At 75.1% G+C, this 24747-nt stretch carries 24 protein-coding genes and 1 pseudogene; 21 read left to right on the top strand and 4 right to left on the bottom strand.

The window, feature by feature from the left end; genetic code table 11:
• Positions 1-67 precede the first annotated feature (67 nt).
• From HLV61_RS17340 to HLV61_RS17300, 9 genes are all read left to right on the top strand, one after another.
• The gene (locus tag HLV61_RS17340; protein WP_369257654.1) at positions 68-1165 is read left to right on the top strand and encodes a hypothetical protein; all 1098 of its coding nucleotides are present in this window, start codon (positions 68-70) and stop codon (positions 1163-1165) included.
• Positions 1162-1533 carry a methylmalonyl-CoA mutase gene (locus HLV61_RS17335; RefSeq protein ID WP_369257652.1) on the top strand — a complete coding sequence of 124 codons (372 nt, stop codon included), beginning with the start codon at positions 1162-1164 and terminating at the stop codon, positions 1531-1533. The genes HLV61_RS17340 and HLV61_RS17335 overlap by 4 nt, the downstream gene beginning before the upstream one ends.
• A 64-nt stretch (positions 1534-1597) precedes the next feature.
• Complete coding sequence (gene sucC, locus HLV61_RS17330) at positions 1598-2761, top strand: ADP-forming succinate--CoA ligase subunit beta (RefSeq protein ID WP_369257650.1); 1164 nt, start codon at positions 1598-1600, stop codon at positions 2759-2761.
• Positions 2762-2789: 28 nt separating this feature from the next.
• Complete coding sequence (sucD, locus tag HLV61_RS17325; RefSeq protein ID WP_369257648.1) at positions 2790-3668, top strand: succinate--CoA ligase subunit alpha; 879 nt, start codon at positions 2790-2792, stop codon at positions 3666-3668.
• A 193-nt stretch (positions 3669-3861) separates the two neighbouring features.
• Complete coding sequence (locus HLV61_RS17320; RefSeq protein ID WP_369257646.1) at positions 3862-4890, top strand: hypothetical protein; 1029 nt, start codon at positions 3862-3864, stop codon at positions 4888-4890.
• 145 nt (positions 4891-5035) lie between these two features.
• Complete coding sequence (locus tag HLV61_RS17315; protein ID WP_369257644.1) at positions 5036-6232, top strand: cell division protein PerM; 1197 nt, start codon at positions 5036-5038, stop codon at positions 6230-6232.
• 32 nt (positions 6233-6264) lie between these two features.
• A complete protein-coding gene (gene purN, locus HLV61_RS17310) occupies positions 6265-6873 on the top strand; it encodes a phosphoribosylglycinamide formyltransferase (RefSeq protein ID WP_369257643.1) in 609 nt (202 codons plus the stop codon).
• On the top strand, positions 6870-8420 hold the full coding sequence (purH, locus tag HLV61_RS17305; protein ID WP_369257641.1) for a bifunctional phosphoribosylaminoimidazolecarboxamide formyltransferase/IMP cyclohydrolase: 1551 nt from the start codon (positions 6870-6872) through the stop codon (positions 8418-8420). Before purN ends, purH begins: the two co-directional genes overlap by 4 nt.
• Before the next feature lie 11 nt (positions 8421-8431).
• Positions 8432-9100 (top strand): pentapeptide repeat-containing protein, encoded by a 669-nt coding sequence (locus HLV61_RS17300; RefSeq protein ID WP_369257639.1) that lies wholly within the window; start codon positions 8432-8434, stop codon positions 9098-9100.
• Between the two features lie 31 nt (positions 9101-9131).
• Here HLV61_RS17300 and HLV61_RS17295 read toward each other — a convergent pair whose 3' ends face one another.
• Positions 9132-9716: a hypothetical protein gene (locus HLV61_RS17295; protein ID WP_369257637.1), complete on the bottom strand. Its 585-nt coding sequence runs from the start codon at positions 9714-9716 to the stop codon at positions 9132-9134.
• 92 nt (positions 9717-9808) lie between these two features.
• On the opposite strand from HLV61_RS17295, the gene HLV61_RS17290 reads away from it, so the two are divergent.
• The 5 genes from HLV61_RS17290 (at position 9809) to HLV61_RS17270 (ending at position 14304) form a co-directional block, all read left to right on the top strand.
• Positions 9809-10678: a bifunctional methylenetetrahydrofolate dehydrogenase/methenyltetrahydrofolate cyclohydrolase gene (locus tag HLV61_RS17290; protein ID WP_369257635.1), complete on the top strand. Its 870-nt coding sequence runs from the start codon at positions 9809-9811 to the stop codon at positions 10676-10678.
• A complete protein-coding gene (locus HLV61_RS17285) occupies positions 10678-10977 on the top strand; it encodes a DUF3017 domain-containing protein (RefSeq protein WP_369257633.1) in 300 nt (99 codons plus the stop codon). The genes HLV61_RS17290 and HLV61_RS17285 overlap by 1 nt, the downstream gene beginning before the upstream one ends.
• Positions 10978-11028: 51 nt before the next feature.
• Entirely contained in the window at positions 11029-11982 is a 954-nt protein-coding gene (mdh, locus tag HLV61_RS17280; protein ID WP_110005382.1) for a malate dehydrogenase, read from the top strand.
• A gap of 67 nt (positions 11983-12049) precedes the next feature.
• Positions 12050-13264: an NADP-dependent isocitrate dehydrogenase gene (locus HLV61_RS17275; protein ID WP_369257630.1), complete on the top strand. Its 1215-nt coding sequence runs from the start codon at positions 12050-12052 to the stop codon at positions 13262-13264.
• Positions 13265-13404: 140 nt separating this feature from the next.
• Positions 13405-14304, top strand: coding sequence for an endonuclease domain-containing protein (locus HLV61_RS17270; RefSeq protein WP_369257628.1), 900 nt, complete (start codon positions 13405-13407; stop codon positions 14302-14304).
• A 57-nt stretch (positions 14305-14361) separates the two neighbouring features.
• Here the strand turns inward: HLV61_RS17270 and HLV61_RS17265 are convergent, their stop codons facing one another.
• Positions 14362-14715 (bottom strand): CAP domain-containing protein, encoded by a 354-nt coding sequence (locus tag HLV61_RS17265; protein ID WP_369257627.1) that lies wholly within the window; start codon positions 14713-14715, stop codon positions 14362-14364.
• Between HLV61_RS17265 and HLV61_RS17260 the strand changes: the two genes are divergently transcribed.
• Positions 14699-15607: a hypothetical protein gene (locus tag HLV61_RS17260; protein WP_369257625.1), complete on the top strand. Its 909-nt coding sequence runs from the start codon at positions 14699-14701 to the stop codon at positions 15605-15607. The two genes, HLV61_RS17265 and HLV61_RS17260, sit on opposite strands and share 17 nt — an antisense overlap.
• 155 nt (positions 15608-15762) lie before the next feature.
• Complete coding sequence (locus HLV61_RS17255; protein ID WP_369257623.1) at positions 15763-17079, top strand: hemolysin family protein; 1317 nt, start codon at positions 15763-15765, stop codon at positions 17077-17079.
• A 45-nt stretch (positions 17080-17124) separates the two neighbouring features.
• Here the strand turns inward: HLV61_RS17255 and galE are convergent, their stop codons facing one another.
• Positions 17125-18087 (bottom strand): UDP-glucose 4-epimerase GalE, encoded by a 963-nt coding sequence (gene galE, locus HLV61_RS17250; RefSeq protein WP_369257621.1) that lies wholly within the window; start codon positions 18085-18087, stop codon positions 17125-17127.
• 53 nt (positions 18088-18140) lie between these two features.
• Between galE and hisC the strand changes: the two genes are divergently transcribed.
• The 4 genes and pseudogenes from hisC to HLV61_RS17230 form a co-directional block, all read left to right on the top strand.
• On the top strand, positions 18141-19298 hold the full coding sequence (gene hisC / locus HLV61_RS17245) for a histidinol-phosphate transaminase (RefSeq protein ID WP_369257620.1): 1158 nt from the start codon (positions 18141-18143) through the stop codon (positions 19296-19298).
• A 24-nt stretch (positions 19299-19322) separates the two neighbouring features.
• A complete protein-coding gene (gene trpS / locus HLV61_RS17240; RefSeq protein ID WP_369257618.1) occupies positions 19323-20348 on the top strand; it encodes a tryptophan--tRNA ligase in 1026 nt (341 codons plus the stop codon).
• Entirely contained in the window at positions 20345-20917 is a 573-nt protein-coding gene (locus HLV61_RS17235) for a 2'-5' RNA ligase family protein (protein WP_369257616.1), read from the top strand. The genes trpS and HLV61_RS17235 overlap by 4 nt, the downstream gene beginning before the upstream one ends.
• A gap of 232 nt (positions 20918-21149) precedes the next feature.
• Positions 21150-21839: pseudogene (locus tag HLV61_RS17230) on the top strand (YihY/virulence factor BrkB family protein); the annotation flags it as partial.
• A 31-nt stretch (positions 21840-21870) separates the two neighbouring features.
• On the opposite strand, the gene HLV61_RS17225 reads toward HLV61_RS17230, so the two are convergent.
• On the bottom strand, positions 21871-23214 hold the full coding sequence (locus HLV61_RS17225) for a D-alanyl-D-alanine carboxypeptidase family protein (protein ID WP_369257614.1): 1344 nt from the start codon (positions 23212-23214) through the stop codon (positions 21871-21873).
• Positions 23215-23470: 256 nt separating this feature from the next.
• On the opposite strand from HLV61_RS17225, the gene HLV61_RS17220 reads away from it, so the two are divergent.
• Entirely contained in the window at positions 23471-24532 is a 1062-nt protein-coding gene (locus HLV61_RS17220) for a BMP family lipoprotein (protein ID WP_369257612.1), read from the top strand.
• Positions 24533-24747: the final 215 nt, after the last annotated feature.

Genomic DNA, 24747 nt, shown 5'->3' with positions numbered 1-24747 from the left:
ACGGGCGGTGCGGGGATCTCGACGAGATCGAGACCGGATTGCGACACATTGCGACGAAGGGGGACCCGTGGCCGGCCGCGAGAGCTCAGCCCGCGACGACCGGCCCCTCGGTCCGGGGGGCGCCCGCCGGACCACGACCGCCGGTGCGCGCAGGACCGGATCGCCCCGGGCCGGTGACCGGCGGACCGGCGTCCGTCCGGCCGGTGACCGGCGACCGCCCCGCACCGGCGCCGCCCCCGTCCCGGGCGACGGCCTGGTCGTCGGGGACCTGCCCGGCGCCGCCCGCGCCGTCGGCGTCCTGCTCGTGCTCGCCGGCCTCGCGGGGGTGGCCGCGCTCCTCCCGACCTACCTCGTCGTCGGCGGCCGGGAGCTCGCGCTGGCCGGTGGTCCCGGCGGCGCGCTGGTCGGCCTCGTCGTCCCGCTGACCGCGGGAGTGGTGGGGGCGGGGCTGGCGGCCGGGCGGGTGCCCCGCTTCGGGCTGGCCTACGCCGGCGTCGGCGGCGCGCTGGCCCTCGGCTCGCTGTTCATCGAGGTCTACCGCGGCAGCACCTCCACCGTCCGCCCGGGCATCGAGGTGCTCGCCGGTGAGCGCGTGCTCACCAGTTCCGTGCAGGCCGGTGGGGGGTGGTGGCTGCAGGTCGCCGCGCTGGCGCTGACCGTCGTCGCGGGGGTCCTCGCCGCGTCGGCGTGGAACCGCACGGTGATGGAGGACCGGGGCGCGCTCGACCCGGCCCGCCCCGGACTGGCCGGCGCCGCCGTCGTGCTCGGCGTCCTCACGGTGCTCTGCCTGGCGCTCCCAGCCGCCGACGTCCCCGACCGGATCGTCACCGACCCGTCCACCGGCCTGGAGGTCGTGGTCGAGCAGCAGGGCCCGCAGGCCCTGCTCGAGCGGCCCGGCCTGGCGCTGCTCGGCGGGATGCTGCTGGCCGGTGCCGTGCTGCTCGGGTCGGTGCTCGCCCCCTCGCTGCGGCCGCGGCTGGCCGTGGTCGGCGGCTTCCTCGCCGTCGCGGTGGCCGTGCTCGCCGCCGGGCTGGGCGGGCTGCGCGACGCCGTCGCCTCCGACGAGCTGGACTGGACCGTCCCGGGCGCCGGCCTGCTCGCCGCCGGGCTGGCCTACGGCCTGCTCACGGTCCTCGCCTGGCGGCTGCGCCGCACCCCCTCGTGACGGCGGGCGAGCGGCTGCGCGTGGTCGTCGCCGGCCCCGACGGGCCGGCCGACCCGCGGGCGGTCGCCCTCGCCCGCGCGCTGCGCGACAGCGGCGCCGAGGTGGTGCTGACCGGGGAGGTCGGCTCGGCCGGCCGGCTGGCCGCGACCGTCGTCCAGGAGGACGCCGACGCGGTCGGGGTGGCCGGGGCGCCGCCGGACCTGCTCGCCGAGGTGCTCGACCGCTTGTCCGCCGCGGGCGTCGAGGACGTCACCGCGTTCGTCCTGGGCGCGACCGTGGGGCTCCCGGAGGGCGTCCGCGGGTTCGGCGACGACGCCGCACCCGACGACGTCGTCGCCGCACTGCGCGAGGCCGCCGGCGCGCTGTGAGCCCGGGCACGCCGCCCGGTGCCGGTGCGGCGGCCGGATGGCGTGAGGTTTACGGTCCCTGTTCGTGGATCTCTTCGAGTACCAGGCGCGTGACCTGCTGGCCTCGCACGGCGTCCCCGTGCTGCCCGGCGGCGTGGCCGAGACACCCGACCAGGCCGAGGCGATCGCCCGCGAGATCGGGCAGACCGTCGTCGTCAAGGCGCAGGTGAAGACCGGCGGCCGCGGCAAGGCCGGCGGCGTCAAGCTCGCCGACGATCCCGAGGACGCCAGAGCGCGCGCCCAGGACATCCTCGGCCTGGACATCAAGGGACACGTCACCCACAAGGTGATGGTGGCCCAGGCCAGCGACATCGCCGAGGAGTACTACTTCTCCTACCTGCTCGACCGGGGGAACCGCACCTTCCTGGCCATGGCCTCGAAGGAGGGCGGCATGGAGATCGAGCAGCTCGCCGTCGAGCGGCCCGAGGCGCTGGCCCGCATCCCGGTCGACGCCAGCAAGGGCGTCGACGAGGCCAAGGCCGCCGAGATCGTCGACGCCGCCGGCTTCCCCGCCGAGGTCCGCGACCAGGTCATCGCCATCGCCGTGCAGCTGTGGGAGGTCTTCTCCGAGGAGGACGCCACCCTCGTCGAGGTCAACCCGCTGGCCAAGGCGCCCGACGGCACCGTGCTCGCGCTCGACGCGAAGGTGACCCTCGACGAGAACGCCTCCTTCCGCCAGCCCGAGCACGCCGCGCTCGAGGACGCCGCCTCCGCCGACCCGCTCGAGGCCGCGGCCAAGGAGAAGGACCTCAACTACGTCAAGCTCGACGGCGAGGTCGGGATCATCGGCAACGGTGCCGGCCTGGTCATGAGCACCCTCGACGTCGTCGCCTACGCCGGCGAGGAGTTCGGCGGCGTCAAGCCGGCCAACTTCCTCGACATCGGCGGCGGCGCCTCCGCCGAGGTCATGGCCAACGGCCTGCACATCATCCTGGGCGACCCGGCCGTGAGGAGCGTCTTCGTCAACGTCTTCGGCGGGATCACCGCCTGCGACGCCGTCGCCAACGGCATCGTCAGCGCCCTGGGCATCCTCGGCGACGAGGCGACCAAGCCGCTGGTCGTCCGGCTCGACGGCAACAACGTCGAGGAGGGCCGCCGGATCCTCGCCGAGGCGAACCACCCGCTGGTGACCGTGGTGGACACGATGGACGGCGCCGCGCGCCGGGCCGCCGAGCTCGCCGCCGCCTGACCGCCCGCTACCGACAGGACCCGAAGAGATGTCGATCTTCCTCAACGAGAACAGCAAGGTCATCGTCCAGGGCATGACCGGCTCGGAGGGGCGCAAGCACACCCAGCGCATGCTCGCCTCCGGCACCGCCATCGTCGGCGGCGTCAACCCGAAGAAGGCGGGCGAGAGCGTCGACTTCGACGGCGCCAGCGTGCCGGTGTTCGGCAGCGTGTCCGACGCGATGAAGGAGACCGGAGCCGACGTCAGCGTCATCTTCGTGCCGCCGGCCGGTGCGAAGGGCGCGGTCATCGAGGCCGTCGACGCCCAGATCGGCCTCGCCGTCGTCATCACCGAGGGCATCCCGGTGCACGACTCGACCTACTTCTGGGCGCACGCCCAGGGTGGCTCCACCCGGATCATCGGCCCGAACTGCCCCGGCCTGATCAGCCCCGGGCGCTCCAACGCCGGCATCATCCCGGCCAACATCACCAAGCAGGGCAAGATCGGCCTGGTCAGCAAGTCGGGCACGCTGACCTACCAGATGATGTACGAGCTGCGGGACATCGGTTTCTCCACCGCGATCGGCATCGGCGGCGACCCGGTGATCGGCACCACGCACATCGATGCCCTCCAGGCGTTCCAGGACGACCCGGAGACCGAGGCCATCGTCATGATCGGTGAGATCGGTGGCGACGCCGAGGAGCGCGCGGCCGACTTCGTCGAGGCCAACGTCACCAAGCCCGTCGTCGGTTACGTGGCCGGGTTCACCGCGCCCGAGGGCAAGACGATGGGCCACGCCGGCGCCATCGTGTCCGGCTCGGCCGGCACCGCGCAGGCCAAGAAGGAGGCCCTCGAGGCCGCCGGGGTCAGGGTCGGCAAGACGCCGTCGGAGACCGCCCGCCTCATGCGGGAGATCGTCGGCGCGTAGGCCGGTGACGACGTCCCGCAGCCCCGGTCCCCGTCCGCGGGGGCCGGGGCAGCGGCGTCGAGCAGCCCGGGTCGCGACGGGGTCACGATCTCGCCCGAGGTGGTGAGACGCGTGCGTGGCGCGGTTGTCCCGTGCCGCGGCGGGGGAGAGCATCCGCGGTGCCGTACCTGTAGTGACGAGAGGTAGCCGAACGATGACTTCCAGCCAGCCGCCCCAGCAGCCCGGGGTCCCCGGGCAGCCGGGCCCGGGCGGGCAGCCGGGGTACGGGCAGCCCCCGGCCTCCCCGCCGCCGTACGACGCACCGCAGGGCCAGGCGCCCTACGGCCAGCAGCCCTACGGTCAGCCGGCTCCCGGTCAGCAGACCTACGGCCAGCCCCACGGCGCGCAGCAGCCCTACGGGCAGCCGTACGCCCAGCAGCCCCCCTACGGCCAGCCCTACGGCGCACCGTCGCCGTTCGGGCAGGGCCCCGGTCACCCCGGCGGCGCCGGGTTCGACCTCAAGCGGCTGAAGCTGGCCGACTACGTCGTCGGCGCCGGCGCGATCGCGTACCTCGTCCTCGCGCTCCTGACCTGGATCGACTTCGACGAGATCTACTTCTCGGACGACTACAACGTCAGCGGGTTCTCCTTCAGCGGCCTGGTCACCTTCAGCTTCGTCCTGCTGCTGGCCGCCGCCGTCTGGGCGCTCCTGCCGGCGGTGACCGAGGTCCGTCTGGGCTTCCCGCGCAGCTGGATCACCGTGGGCCTCGCCGCCCTGGCCCTGCTGCTCACGCTGATCGCCTGGATCCAGACCTTCGAGTGGGAGTTCAGCCTCGTCGGCCTGCTCGCCCTCCTCGTGACCGCGGCCGTCACGGCCTTCGCCGTCCTCCGGCTGCTGCCGGAGATGCGGAACAGGCCGGCCCTGCCCGGCGCCTTCGCCGGTGCCGCCCAGTGGGCCGACCAGCAGGCGCCGGACTCCGGCGCCGGCCAGGGCGGGCGCCCGGGCCAGTACGGCCAGCCCGGCCAGTACGGGCAGCCGGGTCAGTACGGGCAGCCGGGTCAGTACGGCCAGTACGGCCAGTACGGCCAGTACGGCCAGCCGGGGCAGGCTCCCCAGGGGCAGGCGCCGCAGGGGTACGGGCAGCCGTACAGCCCGTCCCCGGCGACCGACCCCGGTCAGCAGTCCTCCGGTCAGCACGGCCGGCCCGGGGGCTCCTCGGCTTCGGGTCACGGCCAGTCCTGACCTCCCGCCCCGCGAGGGGCATCGACGTCCCGACGGGGGCCGGCGGCACCTGCCGCCGGCCCCCGTCGGCGTCCGGGACCGCGCTGCGGCCGGGTACCGGCGCGTGCGGCGGACAGACGGCGGTCGCGCTTGCGAGAGTGGGGGCGTGGTCTCCCTGCTGGCACGCCTGCCCGTCCCGGGACAGCGCGGCCCCGGTGCGGGACGCCCCTGGTACCCCGCCGCTCTCACCGCCGCCGCCACCGCCGCGGTGACGCTGCTCGGGCTGCTCGGCCTGGGCCTGGCGGTCGTCGTCGTGGAGACGCTCGACCCGGCCGGCGGCCTGTCGGCGGGGGGCGCGGCCCGGGTCGGCGGGCAGCTGTGGCTGCTCGCCAACGGCGGCCGCATCGACCTCGACTCCGGCCCGCTGGTGCTCGCGCCGCTGCTGCTCACCCTCGCCGTCGCCTGGGGACTGTCCCGGGCCGGCCGGGGTGTGGCGCGCCTCGTCGAGCCGGCCGGGCCGCGCGCCGCGGCGGGTGTCGTGGGGGCCGGTGTGGCGGTGCACACGCTGCTGGCCGTGCTGCTGGCGCTCGCCGTCGACGGGCCCGGTGCGCGCGCCGACCTGGTCCGGTGCGCCGTCGGCGCCGCCGTCCTCGCCCTGGTCGCCGTCGGCTGGGGCGTGCTGCGCGAGGGCGACCTGCCCGACGCCGCGCTGGACCGGCTGCCCGGTCCGGTCCGGCCGCTGCTGCCCGCAGTGCTCGCCGGGCTGCTCACCGCGGTCGGGCTGGGGTGCGCGGTGGTGGCCGTCGCCGTGGCCTCCGACGCCGCCGGGTACGCCGCCGTCGAGGACGCCCTCGGCGGCTCCGGTGCCGGCGCGGTCGGGCTGCTCGCGCTCGGGGCGGTGCTGCTGCCCAACGCCGCCGCGGCGGCGCTCGGGGTGGCCGCCGGACCCGGGTTCGCGGTCGGCACCGGCACCGTCGTCTCGGTGCACGGGGTCAGCCTGGGGGCGGTCCCGGCCCTCCCGCTGCTGGCCGCGCTGCCCGACACCCAGGCGGTGCCGCTGCTGGCCTTCGTCTCGCAGGCGGTCCCGGCGCTGGCCGGGCTGGTGGCCGGCGCGGTCCTCGGCCGCCGCATGGCCGACGACGACGGCGGCTCGGTGGTCGCGGGCCTGTGGGGCGTGCTGACCGGGCTGCTGCTCGGCGTCGCCGCCGGCGTCCTCGTCGCGGTGGCGGGCGGGTCCCTCGGCGACGGCGCGCTGGCCGACGTCGGCGCCCCGCCGGTGGCCACCGCCCTGATGGTCGCCGCGCAGGCCGGCATCGCCGCGGCGGTCGGGGCGGCCGCCGCCCGCTGGCGGTCCCTCGGCTGAGGCCCGCACCCCGCGTCGATAGGGTCGCGGTCGTGCCCGGCCCCGAGTCTCCGCCGCGGGCGCGGGTCGTCGTCCTGCTCTCCGGCACCGGGTCGCTGTGCGCGGCGCTGCTCGAGGCCGCCGACGACGCCGGGTACCCGGCGCGGGTGGTCGCCGTCGGCGCGGACCGCGAGGCCCCCGGCCTGGAGCACGCCCGCCGCCGCGGCCTGCCGGCCTTCACCGTGCGGCTGCGCGACTTCCCCGACCGGGCCGCCTGGGACGCCGCGCTGGCCGACGCGATCGCCGCACACGCGCCCGACCTGGTGGTGTCCGCCGGGTTCATGAAGATCGTCGGTCCCGCGGTCCTGGCCCGCTACGAGGGGCGGCTGGTCAACACCCACCCCGCCCTGCTGCCGGCCTTCCCCGGCGCGCACGCCGTCCGCGACGCGCTGGCCGCGGGCGTGGAGGTCAGCGGCAGCACGGTGCACCTGGTCGACGCCGGCGTGGACACCGGGCCGGTGCTGGCCCGGCGCGAGGTGCCGGTGCTGCCCGGTGACGACGAGGACCGCCTGCACGAACGGATCAAGGCCGTGGAGCGCACGCTCCTGGTGGACACGGTGGCGCGACTCGTCACCGGTACGACGGAGGAGAGCCCCCGATGAGCGACCGCACCCCGATCCGCCGCGCGCTGCTGGGCGTCTACGACAAGGCGGGGATCGAGGACCTCGCCCGCGGGCTGGCCGACGCCGGCGTCGAGCTGGTGAGCACCGGCGCGACCGCCCGGCGGATCGCCGACGCCGGCGTCCCGGTCACCCCGGTCGAGGAGGTCACCGGCTTCCCCGAGTGTCTCGACGGGCGGGTGAAGACGCTGCACCCGGCCGTGCACGCGGGCATCCTCGCCGACCGCCGCAAGCCCGACCACGTCGGCCAGCTCGAGGAGCTCGGGATCGCCGCCTTCGACCTCGTGGTGGTCAACCTCTACCCGTTCAGCGAGACGGTGGCCTCGGGCGCGACGCCGGACGAGTGCGTCGAGCAGATCGACATCGGCGGCCCGGCGATGGTGCGCGCCGCGGCGAAGAACCACCCGTCGGTCGCCGTCGTCGTCGACCCGTCCCGCTACGGCGACGTGCTCGCCGCGGTCACCGCCGGCGGGTTCACCCTCGCCGAGCGCCAGCGGCTGGCCGCGGCCGCGTTCCGGCACACCGCGAGCTACGACGTCGCCGTCGCCTCCTGGATGGGCAGCGTCCTCGCCCCCGACGACGAGACCGGCTTCCCCTCGTGGGTGGGCGCGTCCTGGGAGCGGGCCGACGTGCTGCGCTACGGCGAGAACCCGCACCAGCGGGCGGCGCTCTACCGGCACGGGCGGCCGGGTCTGGCGCACGCCGAGCAGCTGCACGGCAAGCAGATGTCCTACAACAACTACGTCGACACCGACGCCGCCTGGCGGGCCGCCCACGACCACCGCGACCCGTGCGTGGCGATCATCAAGCACGCGAACCCCTGCGGGATCGCCGTCGGTGCCGACATCGCCTCGGCCCACCGCAAGGCGCACGCGTGCGACCCGGTCTCCGCCTTCGGCGGGGTCATCGCCGCCAACCGCGAGGTCGACCTCGCGATGGCCGAGCAGGTGGCCGGGGTGTTCACCGAGGTCGTCGTCGCACCGTCGTTCACCGAGGACGCGCTCGCCGCGCTGACCGCGAAGAAGAACGTCCGGCTGCTGCGGGTGGCTGCCGACGAGGCCGACGCGGTGGAGTTCCGGCCGGTCAGCGGCGGGATGCTCGTGCAGACCGTGGACCGCGTCGACGCCGCCGGGGACGACCCGACCACCTGGACGCTGGCCTGCGGGGAGCCGCTGGACGCCGCCGGCCTCGACGACCTCGTCTTCGCCTGGCGCAGCGTCCGCGCGGTGCGCAGCAACGCCATCCTGCTCGCCCACGACAAGGCGACCGTCGGCGTCGGGATGGGCCAGGTCAACCGCGTCGACGCCGCCCGCCTCGCGGTGACGCGGGCGGGGGAGCGGACGGCGGGGTCGGTGGCCGCCTCCGATGCGTTCTTCCCCTTCGCCGACGGCCTGCAGGTGCTGCTCGACGCCGGTGTGCGGGCGGTGGTGCAGCCGGGCGGGTCGGTGCGCGACGAGGAGGTCGTCGCCGCGGCGCGCGTGGCCGGCGTCCCGCTGTACCTGACCGGGACCCGCCACTTCGCCCACTGAGAGAGGACCCCGTGCCCCCCACCCCTCGCGAGCTCGGCGCGGGCCCCCGCACGGGGCCACGTCCGCACCTCCGTCCGCCCGAGCCGGGGGAGGAGGTCGAGGACGCCGACCTCGCCCGCGTCGACTGGTGGGGCGCCGAGCTCGACGGCGTCACCTTCACCCGCTGCCGCTTCGACGACGCCGACCTCACCGAGGTGGTCACCCGCCGCTGCGTCTTCGACTCCTGCGTCCTCACCGGCGTGCGGATGGGCGGCTCGCGGCACTCGGGCAGCGCGTTCCTGTCCTGCCGGTTCGACCGGGCGCGGCTCATCGACGTCGTCTGGGACGGCTGCAAGCTCACCGGCTCGCAGTTCCCCGGCGCCGTGCTGCGGCCGCTGACCAGCACCGACAGCGACTGGAGCTGGACGTCGCTGCGCGGCGTCGACCTGTCGGGCAGCGACCTGTCCGGCCAGCGCTTCCGAGAGGCCGACCTGACCGACACCGACCTGCGCGAGTGCGACCTCACCGGCGCCGACCTCGACCGGGTCCGCATGCAGGGCACGAAGCTGCGCGGCAGCGACCTGCGGGGCGCCGCCACCGAGGCGGTGCCGTGGCGGGCGCTGGAGCTCACCGGCGTCCGGCTCGACCTCGTCCAGGCCGTCCAGGTCGCGACCGCCTACGGCGCTCTCGTCGAGGGCTGACCCGTGCACTTCCGCAGGAGTGCACGGGGGTTCACCGGTAGCGGCGTCCCGTGAGCAGGGCCTTGAGGGCGCCGAGCACGCCGAGGACGCCGACGGCGCAGGCGAACCAGAACCCGAGGCCGAAGGCCGAGGGCTGCCAGTCCTCCGCGACGAGGGGCACGACCACCGCGGCGACCGCCAGCCCGCTGACCAGCAGGGCGAGGAAGCCGAGGAAGCGGTGCGTCCGCGCGGGCAGCCACAGCAGGATGCCGAGCACGAACAGCACGCCGCCCCCGAGGACGACGGCCAGCGGCTGCCAGAAGCCGGTGTCGAGCAGGCCGCCGAACCCGCCGCCGATCTCGTCGAAGCCCCGGCGGACCAGGCGCCAGCCGGTGTCGCCGGTACCGGTCACCCAGCGCAGCGCCAGGCTGACCGCCGCGGCGATGCCGGCGAGGATGAGCAGCAGGCCGCCCAGCGACTCCGGCCCGCGCACCGCCACCGGCTCGTTCGAGTAGTCCGGCGTCGTCGAGGAGTACCCGCCCGGGGAGCCGTACGCGCCGGCGCCCGCCGCGGAGGAGCCGGTCACCAGGTCCAGGCCGGGCGCCGTCTGCCGGGTCGAGGGGTCGCGCTCGGTCATCAGCTCTCCTCGAGGGATCGGCCGTGCGGGGGCTCCCCGCGAGGGTAGGACCGCGGGGGTCGGCGCGGGGGCACCTCCGGCACACTGTCGGGGTGCCCGCGACGATCCTGGACGGCAAGGCGACCGCAGCGACCATCCGTCAGGAGCTGGCCGGCCGCGTCGCGGCGCTGACCGCCGCCGGGCACCGGCCGGGCCTGGGCACGCTGCTGGTCGGCGACGACCCGGGCAGCCGCTGGTACGTCGACGCCAAGCACTCCGACTGCGCGCAGGTCGGCATCGCCAGCATCCAGCGCGAGCTGCCGGCCACGGCCACGCTCGCCGACGTGCTCGCCGTGGTCGAGGAGCTCAACGCCGACCCGTCGTGCACCGGGTACATCGTCCAGCTGCCGCTGCCGCGCCAGGTCGACGAGTACGCCGTCCTCGAGGCGATGGACCCGGCCAAGGACGCCGACGGGCTGCACCCGGTCAACCTGGGCCGGCTGGTGCTCGGCGTCGACGGGCCGCTGCCGTGCACCCCCGTGGGCATCGTCGAACTGCTGCGCCGCCACGACGTCCCGGTGGCCGGTGCCGAGGTCGTCGTCGTCGGCCGCGGGATCACCGTCGGCCGCCCGCTCGGGCTGCTGCTGACCCGCCGCACCGAGAACGCCACGGTGACGCTCTGCCACACCGGCACCCGCGACCTCGCCGCGCACGTCCGCACCGCCGACGTCGTCGTCGCCGCGGCCGGCGTCCCGGGCCTGATCAGCGCCGACCTCGTCAAGCCGGGCGCCGCGGTCCTCGACGTCGGCGTGAGCCGGGTGGACGGGAAGATCGCCGGCGACGTCGCTCAGGACGTCGTCGCGGTGGCCGGGCACGTGGCACCCAACCCCGGCGGTGTCGGGCCGATGACCCGGGCGATGCTGCTGCAGAACGTGGTGCTGGCCGCCGAGCGGGCCGCCGCGGTGGAGGCGCTGACCGCCTGATGACCCGCCCGCCGCTGCACCTGCGCCGGCCGTTCCTGGCCGGGCTGCTGCGCCAGCTGCCGCTGCTGGCGGTGCTGGTGGCGGTCGCGGTCGGGCTCGGGATGGTCGCCCTCGAGCACTGGCGGCGCGGCCTGCTGGTGGTCGCGCTGGCGCTGGTGGGCGCCGGGGTGCTGCGGCTGGTCCTGCCGGTGCGCCGGGTCGGCTTCCTCGCCGTCCGCAGCCGCCCGGTCGACGTCGTCCTCATGGCGGGGGTGGGGATCGCGCTGTCGGCGCTGGCGATCGCCGTCCCGGGCAGTTGAGACCGCCGGCCCGCAGGCGGCGCGCCGGGTGCCGGGTCTAGGTTGACGCCCATGGCAGAGCAGCCCAGGAACGGCAAGGTCACCGTCGTCGGTGCCGGCTTCTACGGCTCCACCACCGCCCTCCGGCTCGCGGAGTACGACGTCTTCGAGACGGTCGTGCTCACCGACATCGTCGAGGGCAAGCCCGAGGGCCTGGCCCTCGACATGAACCAGTCCCGCCCGATCGAGGGCTTCGAGACGAGGGTCGTCGGCGTCGGCGGCGGCTCGTACGAGGGCACCGAGGGGTCCGACGTCGTCGTGATCACCGCGGGCCTGCCCCGCAAGCCGGGCATGAGCCGGATGGACCTCATCGAGACCAACGCGGGCATCGTCCGCCAGGTCGCCGAGAACGTCGCCGCGACCTCGCCCGACGCCGTCGTCATCGTGGTGTCCAACCCGCTGGACGAGATGACCGCCCTGGCGCAGATCGCCACGGGCTTCCCGAAGCAGCGGGTGATGGGCCAGGCCGGGATGCTCGACACCGCCCGGTTCAGCAACAACGTCGCCGAGGAGCTCGGCGTCCCGGTCGGCTCGGTGCGGACCCTGACCCTCGGCTCGCACGGCGACACGATGGTGCCGGTGCCCTCGCGCTGCACCGTCGACGGCAAGCCGCTGGCCGACGTCATGGCGGCCGACCGCATCGAGCACCTGGTGCAGCGCACCCGCAACGGCGGGGCCGAGGTCGTCGCGCTGCTCAAGACCGGGTCGGCGTACTACGCGCCGTCGGCGGCCGCGGCCCGCATGGCCCGCGCCGTCATGGAGGACTCCGGTGCCGTCATGCCCGTGTGCGCGTGGGTCGACGGCGAGTACGGCATCTCGGGGGTCTACCTCGGCGTCGAGGCCGAGATCGGCCGCCAGGGTGTGCGCCGGGTGGTCGAGGGGGATCTGACCGAGAGCGAACTGGCCGGGCTGCGCGAGGCGGCGGAGGCCGTGCGCGCCAAGCAGGCCGACGTCGCGGAGCTGTAGTCCTCGGCACCGCGACTGACCGACTCCCGGCCCGAGGGGCCGGGGCTGCAGAGAGGGAATGTCTGACGTGAGCAAGATCAAGGTCGAGGGCACCGTCGTCGAACTCGACGGCGACGAGATGACCCGGATCATCTGGCAGTTCATCAAGGACCAGTTGATCCTGCCGTACCTCGACGTCAACCTGGAGTACTACGACCTGGGCATCGAGCACCGCGACGCCACCGACGACCAGGTCACCGTCGACTCCGCGAACGCGATCAAGGAGCACGGGGTCGGCGTCAAGTGCGCCACCATCACGCCGGACGAGGCGCGGGTCGAGGAGTTCGGCCTCAAGAAGATGTGGCGCTCGCCGAACGGCACGATCCGCAACATCCTCGGCGGCGTCATCTTCCGCGAGCCGATCATCATGCAGAACGTGCCGCGGCTGGTCCCGGGCTGGACCAAGCCGATCATCGTCGGCCGGCACGCCTACGGGGACCAGTACCGCGCGACCGACTTCAAGTTCCCGTCCGCGGGCAAGCTGACGGTCACCTTCACCCCGGACGACGGCTCGCAGCCGATCGAGCACGAGGTGTTCCAGGCCCCCGGTGCCGGGGTCTCGCTGTCGATGTACAACCTCGACGCCTCGATCCGCGACTTCGCCTACGCGTCGCTGAACTACGGCCTCGACCGCGGCTACCCGGTCTACCTGTCCACGAAGAACACGATCCTCAAGGCCTACGACGGCCGCTTCAAGGACATCTTCGAGGAGGTCTTCGAGGCCGACTTCAAGGAGAAGTTCGCCGCCGCCGGGATCACCTACGAGCACCGGCTCATCGACGACATGGTCGCCGCGTCCCTCAAGTGGGAGGGCGGCTACGTCTGGGCGTGCAAGAACTACGACGGCGACGTCCAGTCCGACACCGTGGCGCAGGGCTTCGGCTCGCTGGGCCTCATGACCTCGGTGCTGGCCACCCCGGACGGCCGCACGGTCGAGGCCGAGGCCGCCCACGGCACGGTGACCCGGCACTACCGGCAGCACCAGCAGGGCAAGGAGACGTCGACCAACCCGATCGCGTCGATCTTCGCCTGGACCCGGGGCCTGGCCCACCGCGGCAAGCTCGACGGCACCCCCGAGGTCACCCGGTTCGCCGAGACCCTGGAGAAGGTCTGCATCGACACCGTCGAGGGCGGTCAGATGACCAAGGACCTCGCGCTGCTGATCGGCAAGGACCAGCCCTGGCTGACCACCCAGGACTTCCTGGCGGCCATCGACGGCAACCTCCAGAAGGCCATGGCCTGAGGTGGGACGCTCTCCGCTCGTCGCCGTGAGGTGACGAGCACACGCCAGTGGCCCTCTCGGCGCGCCCGAGGGGGCCACTGCCGTGTCCTGGACCTGTGGACAGCGCGGACCATGGCAGCTGAGCGCGGCAGGGTCGCCTCGTGCCGATCCAGCCCACGCGCCCGGCTCGCCTCCAGGGGCGCGTCTTCCGGGGCAGCTCCGTCGTGCGGCACTGGCTGCTCACGCCGAAGCAGTTGCGCAGCTCGGCATGGGTGCGGTTGCGACAGGACGTCTACGCCGACGCCTCGCTGCCCGTCACGCACCGCCTGCTCGTCAGCGCGGTCGGCCTGACGGCGCCGCCGGGCGCGGGGTTCACCGGGCGCAGCGCTGCGGTGCTCTGGGGCGTACCGGACATCGCTGGTCCCGACCACCCCGTCGAGGTCGTCCTGCCCGCCGGGCGGCGCTGGAACGCCGGCACCGGCGTCCGGGTCCGCACCCTGCTCCCCGGCCAGGAGCTGGTGCGGTGCGGCGCCTGGTGCTGTCTCCCTCGCGCCGACACGGCGGTCGATCTGGTCCGCTCTGGCGATCCGGACGAGGCCGTCGCACTGCTCGACCGGCTGGTCGGCGCAGGCCTGGCGTCACTGCACGACGTCCGCGAGACCGCGGCGCTGCTCCCTCCGTGCCGGGGGAGCGCGCAGGCCCGGCTGGCCGCCCGTCTGGCCGACGGGCTGGCGGAGTCGGTGCAGGAGACCCGGCTGCGGCTGCTGCTCCACCGGGCCGGGATCCCACCGGTGGCCCAGCACCAGGTGTTCGACGACGAGGGCTTCGTCGCCCGGATGGACTCCGCTTGTCCGGACCTGCGGCTGGCCGTCGAGTACGACGGGCTGTGGCACGGCGAGCGCCGGGCCTTCCTCGACGACCGGCGCCGGCTCAACCGGCTCAACGCCGCGGGGTGGCTGGTCCTGCACGTGACCGTCGACGACCTCCGGCGCCCGGAGCGGCTCGTCGCCCGCATCCGGGCACTCCTGGCCCGCCGCCTCATCGAGACGAGCACACGCTGAGCACCCCTTGCTCGACGGTGAGCGGGCGTCCGACGTGTGTTCGACGCCTCCGGCGGGTCAGCCGAAGAGCTGCGTCCACCAGGGGCCGCGGGAGCCCTCGGCCACGCCCACGCCGAGCCTCGTCAGCGAGCAGTCGAGGATGTTGGCGCGGTGCCCGGGGCTGTCCATCCACGACCGCATGACCGCGGCGGGGTCGGCCTGGCCCTGGGCGATGTTCTCCGCCCGCGCGTAGCCGACGCCGGCAGCGCGCGCCCGGTCGAAGGGGCCGAGCCCCTCGGGCGTGGTGTGCGAGAAGTAGCCGCGGTCGCGCATGTCGGCGCTGTGCGCCCGCGCGACGCCCGCCAGCCCGGCGTCGGCCGCGACCGGCGCGCACCCGGCGGCGGCGCGCTCCCGGTTGACCAGCGCCAGCACCGCCCCCTCCGTCGAGGGGGCCGGAGCGGCTGCCGCACTCGCCACCGGTGCGGGCGCGGCCTGCGACGACGGGGTCGGCGTCTGCGTGGTCGGGCCGGCCGAGGACGCCCCCGCGGACGACGGGGCGGCCGACGAGGCGCTGCCGCCGGAGGCAGAGGCCGGAGTCGACGACCGGGGCGCCGCCGACGAGGTGCCCGCCGAGGGCGAGGACGCCGAGGCCGACGCCGAGGACGAGGACGACCCCGTCGAGGCCGACGTCGAGGCCGAGGACGACGCGGCGCTCGGCGAACCCGCGCTCGAGGACCCGGACGCCGAGGACCCGGACGCCGAGGACCCGGACGTCGAGGACCCGGACGTCGAGGACCCGGACGTCGAGGACCCGGACGTCGAGGACCCCGCCGTCGAGGACCCGGACGTCCAGGACCCCGCCGTCGAGGACCCCGCCGCGGTGGAGGAGCCGGGTGCCGGACTGCTCGCGTCCACGGTCCCCGGCGCGGTGGTGCCCGGCGCGGTGCTGCCCGGGGCGGAGGAGCCGGGCGCGGAGGGAGCGCCGGGCTCCGTCCCGGGGGCGACCGGGGCGCCGTCCACGCCCATCGTCACCACGCCGGTGCGCTCGGGGGACGCCTCGACGACGTCGCCGGTGGTCGAGGTCGACGAGGACTCGGCAGTCGCCAGCGCCCCCCGCCCGGCCGCCATGAGCGGGACCAGCAGCGCGATGCCGCCGACGGTGAGGACCACCAGCAGGACGGGCAGCAGGCGGCGGACGCGGCCCCGGCGCAGGGGCGTGGACGGCAGCCGGATGCCGCGGGTGAGGCGGGCGGACGGCGGCGGGGAAGACCGGCGGTGGCGCACGAGCGGACGTCCTCAAGGACTCGACAACAGCGGAGCGTGACTTTGTGGAGACTAGCCGTAGTCAGAGATCACCCGCGAGGGTGACGTGACCGACGTCACACATCCCACGGCCGAGCCGCCCGGCGGCGAGTGCCGGCGGCGACCCCGGCAGCATGGGCACCGACCACCACCCCCTGAGCGAGGAGCGCGCCGCCGGTGAGCGACGTCTGGCTCGACATCGTCCTGGTCGTCGTCTTCGTGCTCGTCGGCGGTTTCTTCGCCGGCGCGGAGATCGCGCTGGTGTCCCTCCGGGAGGCCCAGGTCCGGGTGCTGTCGGAGCGCGGGCGACGCGGCCGCGCGCTGGCCCGGCTGCTCGGCGACCCCAACCGGTTCCTCGCGGCGGTGCAGGTCGGCGTCACGCTGGCCGGGTTCCTGTCCGCCGCGTTCGGCGCCAGCACGCTGGCCGAGCCGTTCAGCGACTGGCTCGTGCGCCGCGGCGTGGGGGAGGGCGTCGCCGACCCGCTGGCCCTCGTGCTGGTCACCGTCGCGATCAGCTACGTGTCGCTGGTCGTGGGCGAGCTGACGCCCAAGCGGCTCGCGCTGCAGCGCGCCGAGGGCTTCGCGCTGTTCGTCGCCCGGCCGCTGAACGCCGTCGCGCGGCTGTCCCGCCCGGTGATCTGGCTGCTCTCGGCGTCCACCAACGTGCTGGTGCGCCTGCTCGGCGGCGACCCGAAGGCCAGCGGCGAGGCGATCAGCCAGGAGGAGCTGCGCGACCTGGTGGCCGCGCACGAGTCGCTGAGCAGCGACGAGCGCCGGCTCATCGACGAGGTCTTCCGCGCCGGTGACCGCGAGGTGCGCGAGGTCATGACCCCGCGCACGGAGGTCGACTTCCTCGAGGCGTCGATGACCGCCAGCCGCGCGGCCAAGCAGGTCCACGACTCCAGCCACTCCCGCTACCCGGTCGCCGGCCGCGACCAGGACGACGTCGTCGGCTTCGTGCACGTCCGCGACCTGCTGCTCCCCACCCACCCCGCCGGGCGCGCGGCGACCGTGGGCGACCTGGCCCGCGAGGTGAAGCGGCTGCCCGGCACCGCCGGGGTGCTCACGGCCCTGTCGGAGATGCGCAGGGAGAACCAGCACCTGGCCGTCGTCGTCGACGAGTACGGCGGCACCGACGGGATCGTCACGCTCGAGGACCTCATCGAGGAGGTCATCGGCGAGATCTACGACGAGTACGACGACGACGTCGCCCCCGAGGCCGACGACGAGCCCGGCGGGCCGCACGAGGTCGACGGGCTGCTCAACCTCGACGACTTCGCGCAGGTCACCGGCCTGCGGCTGCCCGAGGGTCCGTACGAGACGGTCGCCGGCTACGTGCTCGCCGAGCTCGGCCGGCTGCCGGTCGTGGGGGACGCCGTCGCGGCCGAGGGCCGCACGCTCACCGTCCTCGAGCTCGACGGACGGCGGATCGCGCGGCTGTCGGTCACGCCGGCGCCCGACGCGGCGCCGGCGACCGCCGACGACGAGGCATAGGAGGCTCTCCGCACGTCCCCGGCCGCAGGACGTGCGGGGAGCTTCCTATGCCCGGCCGCGCTCCTGCGCGACCTCCCACGCGTCGCGCACGATCCCGGCCATGTCGGTGTGCCGCGGGCTCCAGCCCAGGTCGGCGCGGATCCGGTCGCTGGAGGCCACCAGCTGCGCCGGGTCGCCGGCCCGCCGCTCGCCCACCTGCACCGGCACCGGGTGGCCGGTGACCTCGCGGACGGCGTCGACGACCTGCTGCACGGAGAACCCGGTGCCGTTGCCCAGGTTGTAGACCCGGTGCTCGCCCGGCTGCGGTGCCGTGAGCGCGAGCAGGTGCGCGTCGGCGAGGTCGGCGACGTGGATGTAGTCGCGGATGCAGGTGCCGTCCGGCGTCGGGTAGTCCTCGCCGTAGACCGTCATCGCCTCGCGCTCGCCGGCGGCGACCTGCAGGGCGATCGGGATGAGGTGGGTCTCGGTGGTGTGCCGCTCGCCCCGGCCGTACGCCGCCCCGGCCACGTTGAAGTAGCGCAGGCTGACCGCGGCGAAGTCGTAGGCGGTGGCGTACGAGGTGAGCATCGCGTCGACCGCGAGCTTGGTGGCGCCGTAGGTGTTGGTCGGCTGCGTGCGCGCGTCCTCGCGGATCGGCACCTGGTCGGGCTCGCCGTAGGTGGCGGCGGTGGAGGAGAAGACGATCCGCCGGCAGTCGACCGCCCGCATCGCCTCGAGCAGCGCCAGCGAACCGCCGACGTTGTGCTCCCAGTAGACCTCCGGCCTGACCTGCGACTCGCCCACCAGGCTCTTGGCCGCGAAGTGCAGCACGGCCTCCGGCCGGACGTCGGCCAGCACCGGCGCGGAGGCCTGCAGCGTGGCCTGCACGAACCGGGCGCCCTCGGGCACGGCGTCGGCGTGCCCGGTCGAGAGGTCGTCGAGCACGGTGACCTCGTGGCCGCCCTCGAGGAGGGCGGCGGTGACTACGCTGCCGATGTAGCCGGCCCCACCGGCGACGAGTACGCGCATGGGGCCACCCTAGGAGTCGCGCCCGGGACCGGGCGCCGGAGGACGAACCCGTGGTGAGTGCCCGTCCGGCCGTCCAGGCGTTGCCCGCCTACCGGCCCGGCCGCAACCCCGCCGACCTCGCCCGTGAGCTCGGCGTGGACCGCGCGGTCAAGCTGGCCAGCAACGAGGTGCCGTTCCCGCCGCTGCCGGCGGTCGTCCGGGCGCTGGCGGAGACGGCGGGGGAGACGCACCGCTACCCCGACAACGGCGCCGCCGTCCTCACCGCCGCGCTGGCCGAGCGCTACGGCGTCGACCCGGCGCAGGTGGTCCCGGGCTGCGGCGCGGTCATGCTCTGCCAGCAGCTCGCGCAGTCGTTCAACGACCCCGGGACGGCGATCGCGTTCGCCTGGCGCTCCTTCGAGATGTACCCCCTGCTCGCGCAGGTGGCCGGCGCCCGGAGCCTGCAGGTGCCGCTGGTGCCGTCGCTCCCCGGTGGCAGCCCCGACACCCACGACCTCGACGCGCTGGCCGCGGCGGTCGACGACGACACCCGGCTGGTGTTCGTCTGCAACCCGAACAACCCCACGTCGACGGCGGTGCGCCGGGCGGAGCTCGAGCGCTTCCTCGACCGGGTCCCCGCGACGGTGCTGGTGGTGCTCGACGAGGCCTACCGCGAGTTCGTCACCGACCCCGACGTCCCCGACGGCCTGCAGCTCATGCGCGGGCGGCCGAACGTCGCGGTGCTGCGCACGTTCTCCAAGGCGTGGGGCCTGGCGGGCCTGCGCGTGGGCTACCTGGTGGCCGAGGACCCCGCCGTCGCCGACGCGGTCCGCCGCACCCACGTGCCGTTCAGCGTCTCGATGCTGGCCCAGGCCGCCGCGGTCGCCGCGCTGGCCAGCGAGGAGGAGGTCGGCCGCCGGGTGGCCGCCGTCGTCGCCGAGCGCGACCGGCTCTCCACGGCGCTGCGCGGGCGCGGCCTGGAGGTGCCCGACAGCCAGGCCAACTTCGTGTGGCTGCCGCTGGGGGAGCCGGCCGCCGGCGTCGCGGCGGCACTGGAGGCCCGCGGGGTCATCACCCGGCCCTTCGCCGGGGAGGGCATCCGGGTCACCGTCGGCACGCCCGAGGAGGACGACGTCTTCCTCGCGGCGCTCGACGACGTCCTCGGCGCGGACGCGCCCGGCGAGCCCGACGCCCGGCCGGACGACGTGCGCCCCGGCGCACCGGTCGGCTGACCCGCGGCTGGTTTGATGGCCGTCGTGCCACCGCCCTCCACGTCCCGGCCCCGTGTCCTCTCCGGCATCCAGCCGACGGCGGGCTCCTTCCACCTCGGGAACTACCTCGGTGCGCTGCGGCAGTGGGTCGCCCTGCAGGACACCGCCGAGGCGTTCTACTGCGTGGTCGACCAGCACGCGATCACGATGGACTGGGACCCCGACGCGCTGCGCCGGAACACCCTGGTCTCGGCGGCCCAGCTGCTGGCCCTCGGGGTGGACCCGCAGCGCAGCACGCTGTTCGTGCAGAGCCACGTCCCCGAGCACGTCCAGCTGTCCTGGGTGCTCGAGTGCATCGCCCGCTTCGGCGAGGCCAGCCGGATGACGCAGTTCAAGGACAAGAGCCAGCGGGAGGGCGCCGGCGGCTCGTCGGTCGGGCTGTTCACCTACCCGGTGCTGCAGGCCGCCGACATCCTCGTCTACCAGGCCGACGAGGTGCCCGTGGGCGAGGACCAGCGCCAGCACCTCGAGCTCACCCGCGACCTCGCCACCCGGTTCAACGGCCGCTTCGGCGACACCTTCACCCTGCCCGCCGCGCGGATCCCGCAGGGCGCGGCGAAGGTCCTCGACCTGCAGTCGCCCGAGAAGAAGATGAGCAAGAGCCTGCCGCCGGCCGGCTGCGTGTTCCTGCTCGACGACCCGAAGGTGACGGCGAAGAAGATCCGCTCGGCGGTCACCGACACCGGCCGCGAGGTGGTGGCCGACCCGGTGGGCAAGCCGGGCGTCACCAACCTGCTGGCCATCCACGGCGCGCTGTCGGGCCGATCGGCGGCCGAGCTCGAGGAGCACTTCGCCGGCCGCGGCTACGGCGACCTGAAGAAGGAGCTCGCCGAGGTCGTCACCGAGTTCGTCACCCCGGTCCGCGAGCGCACGCAGGAGCTGCTCGACGACCGTGCCGAGCTGGAGCGGCTGCTGGCCGCCGGTGCCGCCCGGGCCCGCGAGGTCGCCGGGCAGACCGTCCGCACGGTCCACGAGAAGGTCGGCTTCCTGCCACCGGTGACGGTCTCGTGAACGACGACACCTTCGTCCCGCGCAGCCGGACGACGCCGCCGCAGACCTCCGTCGTCGGGGTGCTGGTGCCGGTGCCCGAGCCGTGGGCGCAGCTGCTGGTCGACTGGCGCTCGAAGGTGGGCGACCAGCAGGCCACCCTCGTGCCACCGCACGTGACGCTCCTGCCGCCCACCGAGGTGCCGCGCGCCGACCGGGACGGCATCACCGAGCACCTGACCCGGGTCGCCGCCGGCCACCCGCCCTTCGACATGCACCTGTCGGGCACCGGCACGTTCATGCCGGTCTCCGACGTCGTCTTCGTCGCCGTCGCGCGGGGCATCGGCAACTGCGAGCTGCTGGCCAACGACGTCCGCTCCGGCCCGCTGGCCCGCACGCTGTCCTTCCCGTACCACCCGCACGTGACCGTGGCCCACGACGTGCCGCGGGACATGCTCGAGCTGGCCTACACCGGCCTGGGCGACCTCTCCGCCGAGTTCCGCGTCACCTCGTTCACCGAGTTCGAGCAGACGCCCACCGGCACCTGGGCGGTCGCCCGCGAGTACCCGCTGACGGGGCCGCCGCACCGGTGACCTCGCGCGGCGTCCACGCGCAGGGACGAGACTCGGAGCGGTGGGTGCACCGAGGGAGGACCGGCCGCGCGCGGCCGAGGCGACCGGCGACGCCGTCCGCACGCCGTGGACCCGCATCACCGGGCTCGGCACCCGGGTCACCGACGCCGTCGACGCACTGCGCCGCCTGTGGCCGTGGTTCGACCACCTGGCCCGCGCCGGGGGCCGTTACACCCGCACGCAGGGCGACCTCATGGCCGCCGGGGTCACCTACTTCGTCTTCCTCGGGCTCTTTCCCGTGCTGCTGCTGGTCGCGTCGATCATCGCGCTGGTCCTGTCCGGGGACGCGCTGCTGCAGAAGGAGCTCTACACCGCGATCCGCGAGGCCTTCCCCGGCTCGACCGGCCGGCAGATCGTCGAGGAGCTGCGCTCCACGGTCGGCGCGGCCGGTCTCACCGGGCTGCTCGGGGCGGCGGGCTTCCTCTACGCCGGGCTGCGCGCGATGGACAAGCTCCGCATCGGCATGGAGCGCACCTGGAAGGGGGCGGCCGACGAGCCGGAGTTCTGGAAGGACAACGTCGCCGACGTCGTCGCGCTGGTCGCCCTCGGCGCCGCCGGCCTGGCCAGCATCGGGCTGACCGGGTTCGCCACCCAGGCGACCGCGGGCGTGCTGTCGCTGTTCGGGATCCGGGACGCGGGCGGCTGGGCGGTCGCCACCAACCTGCTCGGCATCGCGGTGGCCTTCGTCGGCGACGTCGTGGTCTTCCTGTGGCTCCTGCGCGTGGTGCCCTCGACGTCGCACCCGCTGCGGCGGCTGCTGCCCGGCGCCGTGTTCGGCGCGGCCGGCTTCGAGGTGATGAAGCTGCTGGGCAGCCTCTACCTCTCGCTCATCTCCGGCAGCGTCACCTCGTCGGCCTTCGGCGGAGCGGTCGGCATCCTGGTCTGGATCAACCTCGTCATCCGCTTCGCGTTCTTCACGGCCGCGTGGACGGCGACCCTCCCGTCCCTCCAGCCGGTGGTCCCCGGCGCCCCGGAGGAGGAGCCCCCGGTGCCGGCCGGGTCGGGGGCACGGGCGGGCGCACGGTCGGGCGCGGCCTCGGGCGCATCGCCCGCCGTTGGCCGATGACGGTCGCGGCCACCACGGCGACCGCCGCCGCGCCCAGCGCCACCGCGCCGAGGGCCGGCGGGCCGTCGGAGGCGGGGGGCGACGGCGCGGGCGGGCCGGCGGCGACGTCGGCGGGGCCAGCGGGCGAGGGGGCGGCGGACGGCGTCGGCGCGGGCGGTGCCACGTCGGCCGCGGAGCCCACCAGCGTGCCCACCCCGCCCTGCGACGGCGGGACGGCGAAACCCCAGTCGAGCAGCAGCGCGGCCTGGTCGGCGGCGCGCAGCGGCACGTTCTCGGTGCCCATCAGGCTGACGACGAGCCGGCGGCCGTCGCGCTCGGCGGCCGTGACGAAGGTGTGCCGGGCGGCGTCGGTGAAGCCGGTCTTGCCGCCCAGGCCGCCGGGGTAGCCGGCCAGCGGGTTCTGGTTCTGGATCTGGAAGCCGGCGGACCGGCCCTCGACGCCGGGCATCTCCGCGAGCGGCGTGGCCAGGATCCCCGCGGTGAGCGGATCGGCGACCAGCGCGCGGAAGAACAGCGCCAGGTCGTAGGGCGAGGAGGACTGCCCGGCGACGTCGAGGCCCGACGGCGTCCCCACGACCGTGTCGAAGGCGCCCATCTCCAGCGCGGTGGCGTTCATCGCCTGCACGGTGGCCTGCGTGCCGCCGAAGGCCCGGGCGAGGGCGTTGGCGGCGTCGTTGCCCGACTGCAGCACCAGCGCCTGGAACAGCAGCGACACCGGGTAGCGGCCGCCGGTGACCATCCCGACCCGGCTGCCCTCCACCTGCTCGTCCTCGGAGGTGCCCTCGACGACCAGCGCGGGGTCGAGCCGGTGGGCCAGGGTGAGCAGCGTCAGCGTCTTGAGCGTGCTGGCCGGGTAGTAGCGGCCGTGCGGGTCGCGGGCGGCCAGCACGTCGCCGGTGCCGGCGTCGGCCACCAGCCAGCCGGCCGCGACGACGCCGTCGGGCACCGGCGGGGCGCCGTCGACGACGACCGTGCCGCGGGTGTCGAGACCCTCCCCGCCGACGGTGACCCCACCGGGGCCGGAGCCCTGCGGCGGCCCGCCCGGGAGCGGAGCGGTCGGGGTCGGGGCCGCGGGGTCGACCGTGGGGCGCGGCGTGCCCGGCGCGGCGGCCGCCGGAACGGCCCCGAGGACGGCGAGCAGGAGCACCAGCGCGGCCAGCAGGACGCGCCGCGCACCCCCTCGTCGCCGCACGGTCCGGGACGGTAGCCGCGCGGCCGGGAGCGCAGCCGGCGGGGCGGTCGGAGGCCGCGACGCGGGGCGCCGCGGTGCGCCGGTTCGCAACGATCGCGTCTCGGTCCGCCGCACGGAGGGCAGCCCGGCCGGGGAGCGCGGTTAGCGTGCCCGAGTCGTCCACGTCCGGGCGGGCGCCTCCGGGCGGCCGCGACCAGGACCCACGGGAGCGCCCACCGCGTCTGTGCGGGCAGCTCCCTCCAGAGAGGAGATCGTCTTGCGCCGAGCGCGGAAGATGAAGGCCGCAGCGCTGCTGCTGGCCGGCAGCATGGCCCTGGCGGCCTGTGCCAGTGACGAGCCCAGCGGCGGCGGCGGTGGCGGCGAGGGCGGCGGCGGCAGCGCCGAGGAACTGCGCATCGGCCTGGCCTTCGACACCGGCGGCCGCGGTGACCGCTCGTTCAACGACGCGGCGGTCGTCGGCCTGGAGGCCGCCGTCGAGGAGCACGGCGGCGAGTTCCAGGACCTCAGCCCCAACGCCGACGCCTCCAACCGCGCCGACCTGCTGACCCAGCTGGCCGACGAGGGCTACAACCCGATCATCGCGGTCGGCTTCGCCTACGGCGAGGTCATCGGCGACGTCGTCGAGCAGTACCCCGACACGACGTTCGCCATCATCGACTCCTCGGCGGAGGCCGTCGGCGCCGACAACCTCACCGGCCTGCTGTTCAGCGAGGAGCAGGGCTCCTTCCTCGCCGGCGTCGCGGCGGCGACGAAGTCCGAGACCGGCCACATCGGCTTCGTCGGCGGGGTGCAGTCCACGCTGATCCAGAAGTTCGAGGCCGGCTACGTGGCCGGCGCCCAGGCCGTGAAGCCGGACGTCATCATCGACCGGCAGTACATCTCCCCCGAGGGTGACTTCTCCGGCTTCAACGCCCCCGACCGCGGCCTGCTCGTGGCGCAGGGCATGTACGAGGCCGGCGCCGACATCGTCTACCACGCGGCGGGCGGCTCGGGTCAGGGCGTCTTCCAGGCGGCCGCGGCGGCCGGCAAGCGGGCCATCGGCGTCGACTCCGACCAGTACCAGACGGTCGACGACCCGGCGCTGCAGGCGGTCATCCTGACCTCGATGCTCAAGCGCGTCGACACCGCGGTGTCGTCGTTCATCGACTCCTACGTCGACGGCAGCGTCGAGGGCGGTACGGACATCACCTACGACCTGGAGCAGGACGGCGTCGGCCTGGCCACCTCGGGCGGCTTCATCGACGACATCCAGGACACGATCGACGACTACCGCCAGCAGATCGTCGACGGCGAGATCGAGGTCCCGACCACCCCGTGACGCCGGCCGGCCACCGCGCCGGCTGACCGCGGAGCACACGCAGACGGCGGGTCCGGGGGGAGCACACGCCCCCGGGCCCGCCGTCGTCGTGAGGGGGGACACCCGGCCGTCGACGGCGCCGGGGAGAATGCCTGACCGGCGCCGGCCCGCACGGGCCCGGCGGCGGTGCACCCACCCGGGGCACGACACCGGGTCACGGTCGATCCCGCGGCCCC

Source organism: Geodermatophilus amargosae (assembly GCF_041028265.1).
In the GTDB taxonomy this organism is placed as follows: Bacteria; Actinomycetota; Actinomycetes; order Mycobacteriales; family Geodermatophilaceae; genus Geodermatophilus; species Geodermatophilus amargosae_A.
Note: the sequence above shows the minus strand (reverse complement) of the source record. Positions and strands in the feature narration are given on the sequence as shown.

Excerpts from the sequence above, each read along its gene's own strand:
- sucD (WP_369257648.1), top strand. The coding sequence starts at position 2,790 with ATGTCGATCTTCCTCAACGAGAACAGCAAGGTCATCGTCCAGGGCATG.
- HLV61_RS17320 (WP_369257646.1), top strand. The coding sequence starts at position 3,862 with ATGACTTCCAGCCAGCCGCCCCAGCAGCCCGGGGTCCCCGGGCAGCCG.
- purH (WP_369257641.1), top strand. The coding sequence starts at position 6,870 with ATGAGCGACCGCACCCCGATCCGCCGCGCGCTGCTGGGCGTCTACGAC.
- HLV61_RS17295 (WP_369257637.1), bottom strand. The coding sequence starts at position 9,716 with ATGACCGAGCGCGACCCCTCGACCCGGCAGACGGCGCCCGGCCTGGAC.
- HLV61_RS17285 (WP_369257633.1), top strand. The coding sequence starts at position 10,678 with ATGACCCGCCCGCCGCTGCACCTGCGCCGGCCGTTCCTGGCCGGGCTG.
- mdh (WP_110005382.1), top strand. The coding sequence starts at position 11,029 with ATGGCAGAGCAGCCCAGGAACGGCAAGGTCACCGTCGTCGGTGCCGGC.
- galE (WP_369257621.1), bottom strand. The coding sequence starts at position 18,087 with ATGCGCGTACTCGTCGCCGGTGGGGCCGGCTACATCGGCAGCGTAGTC.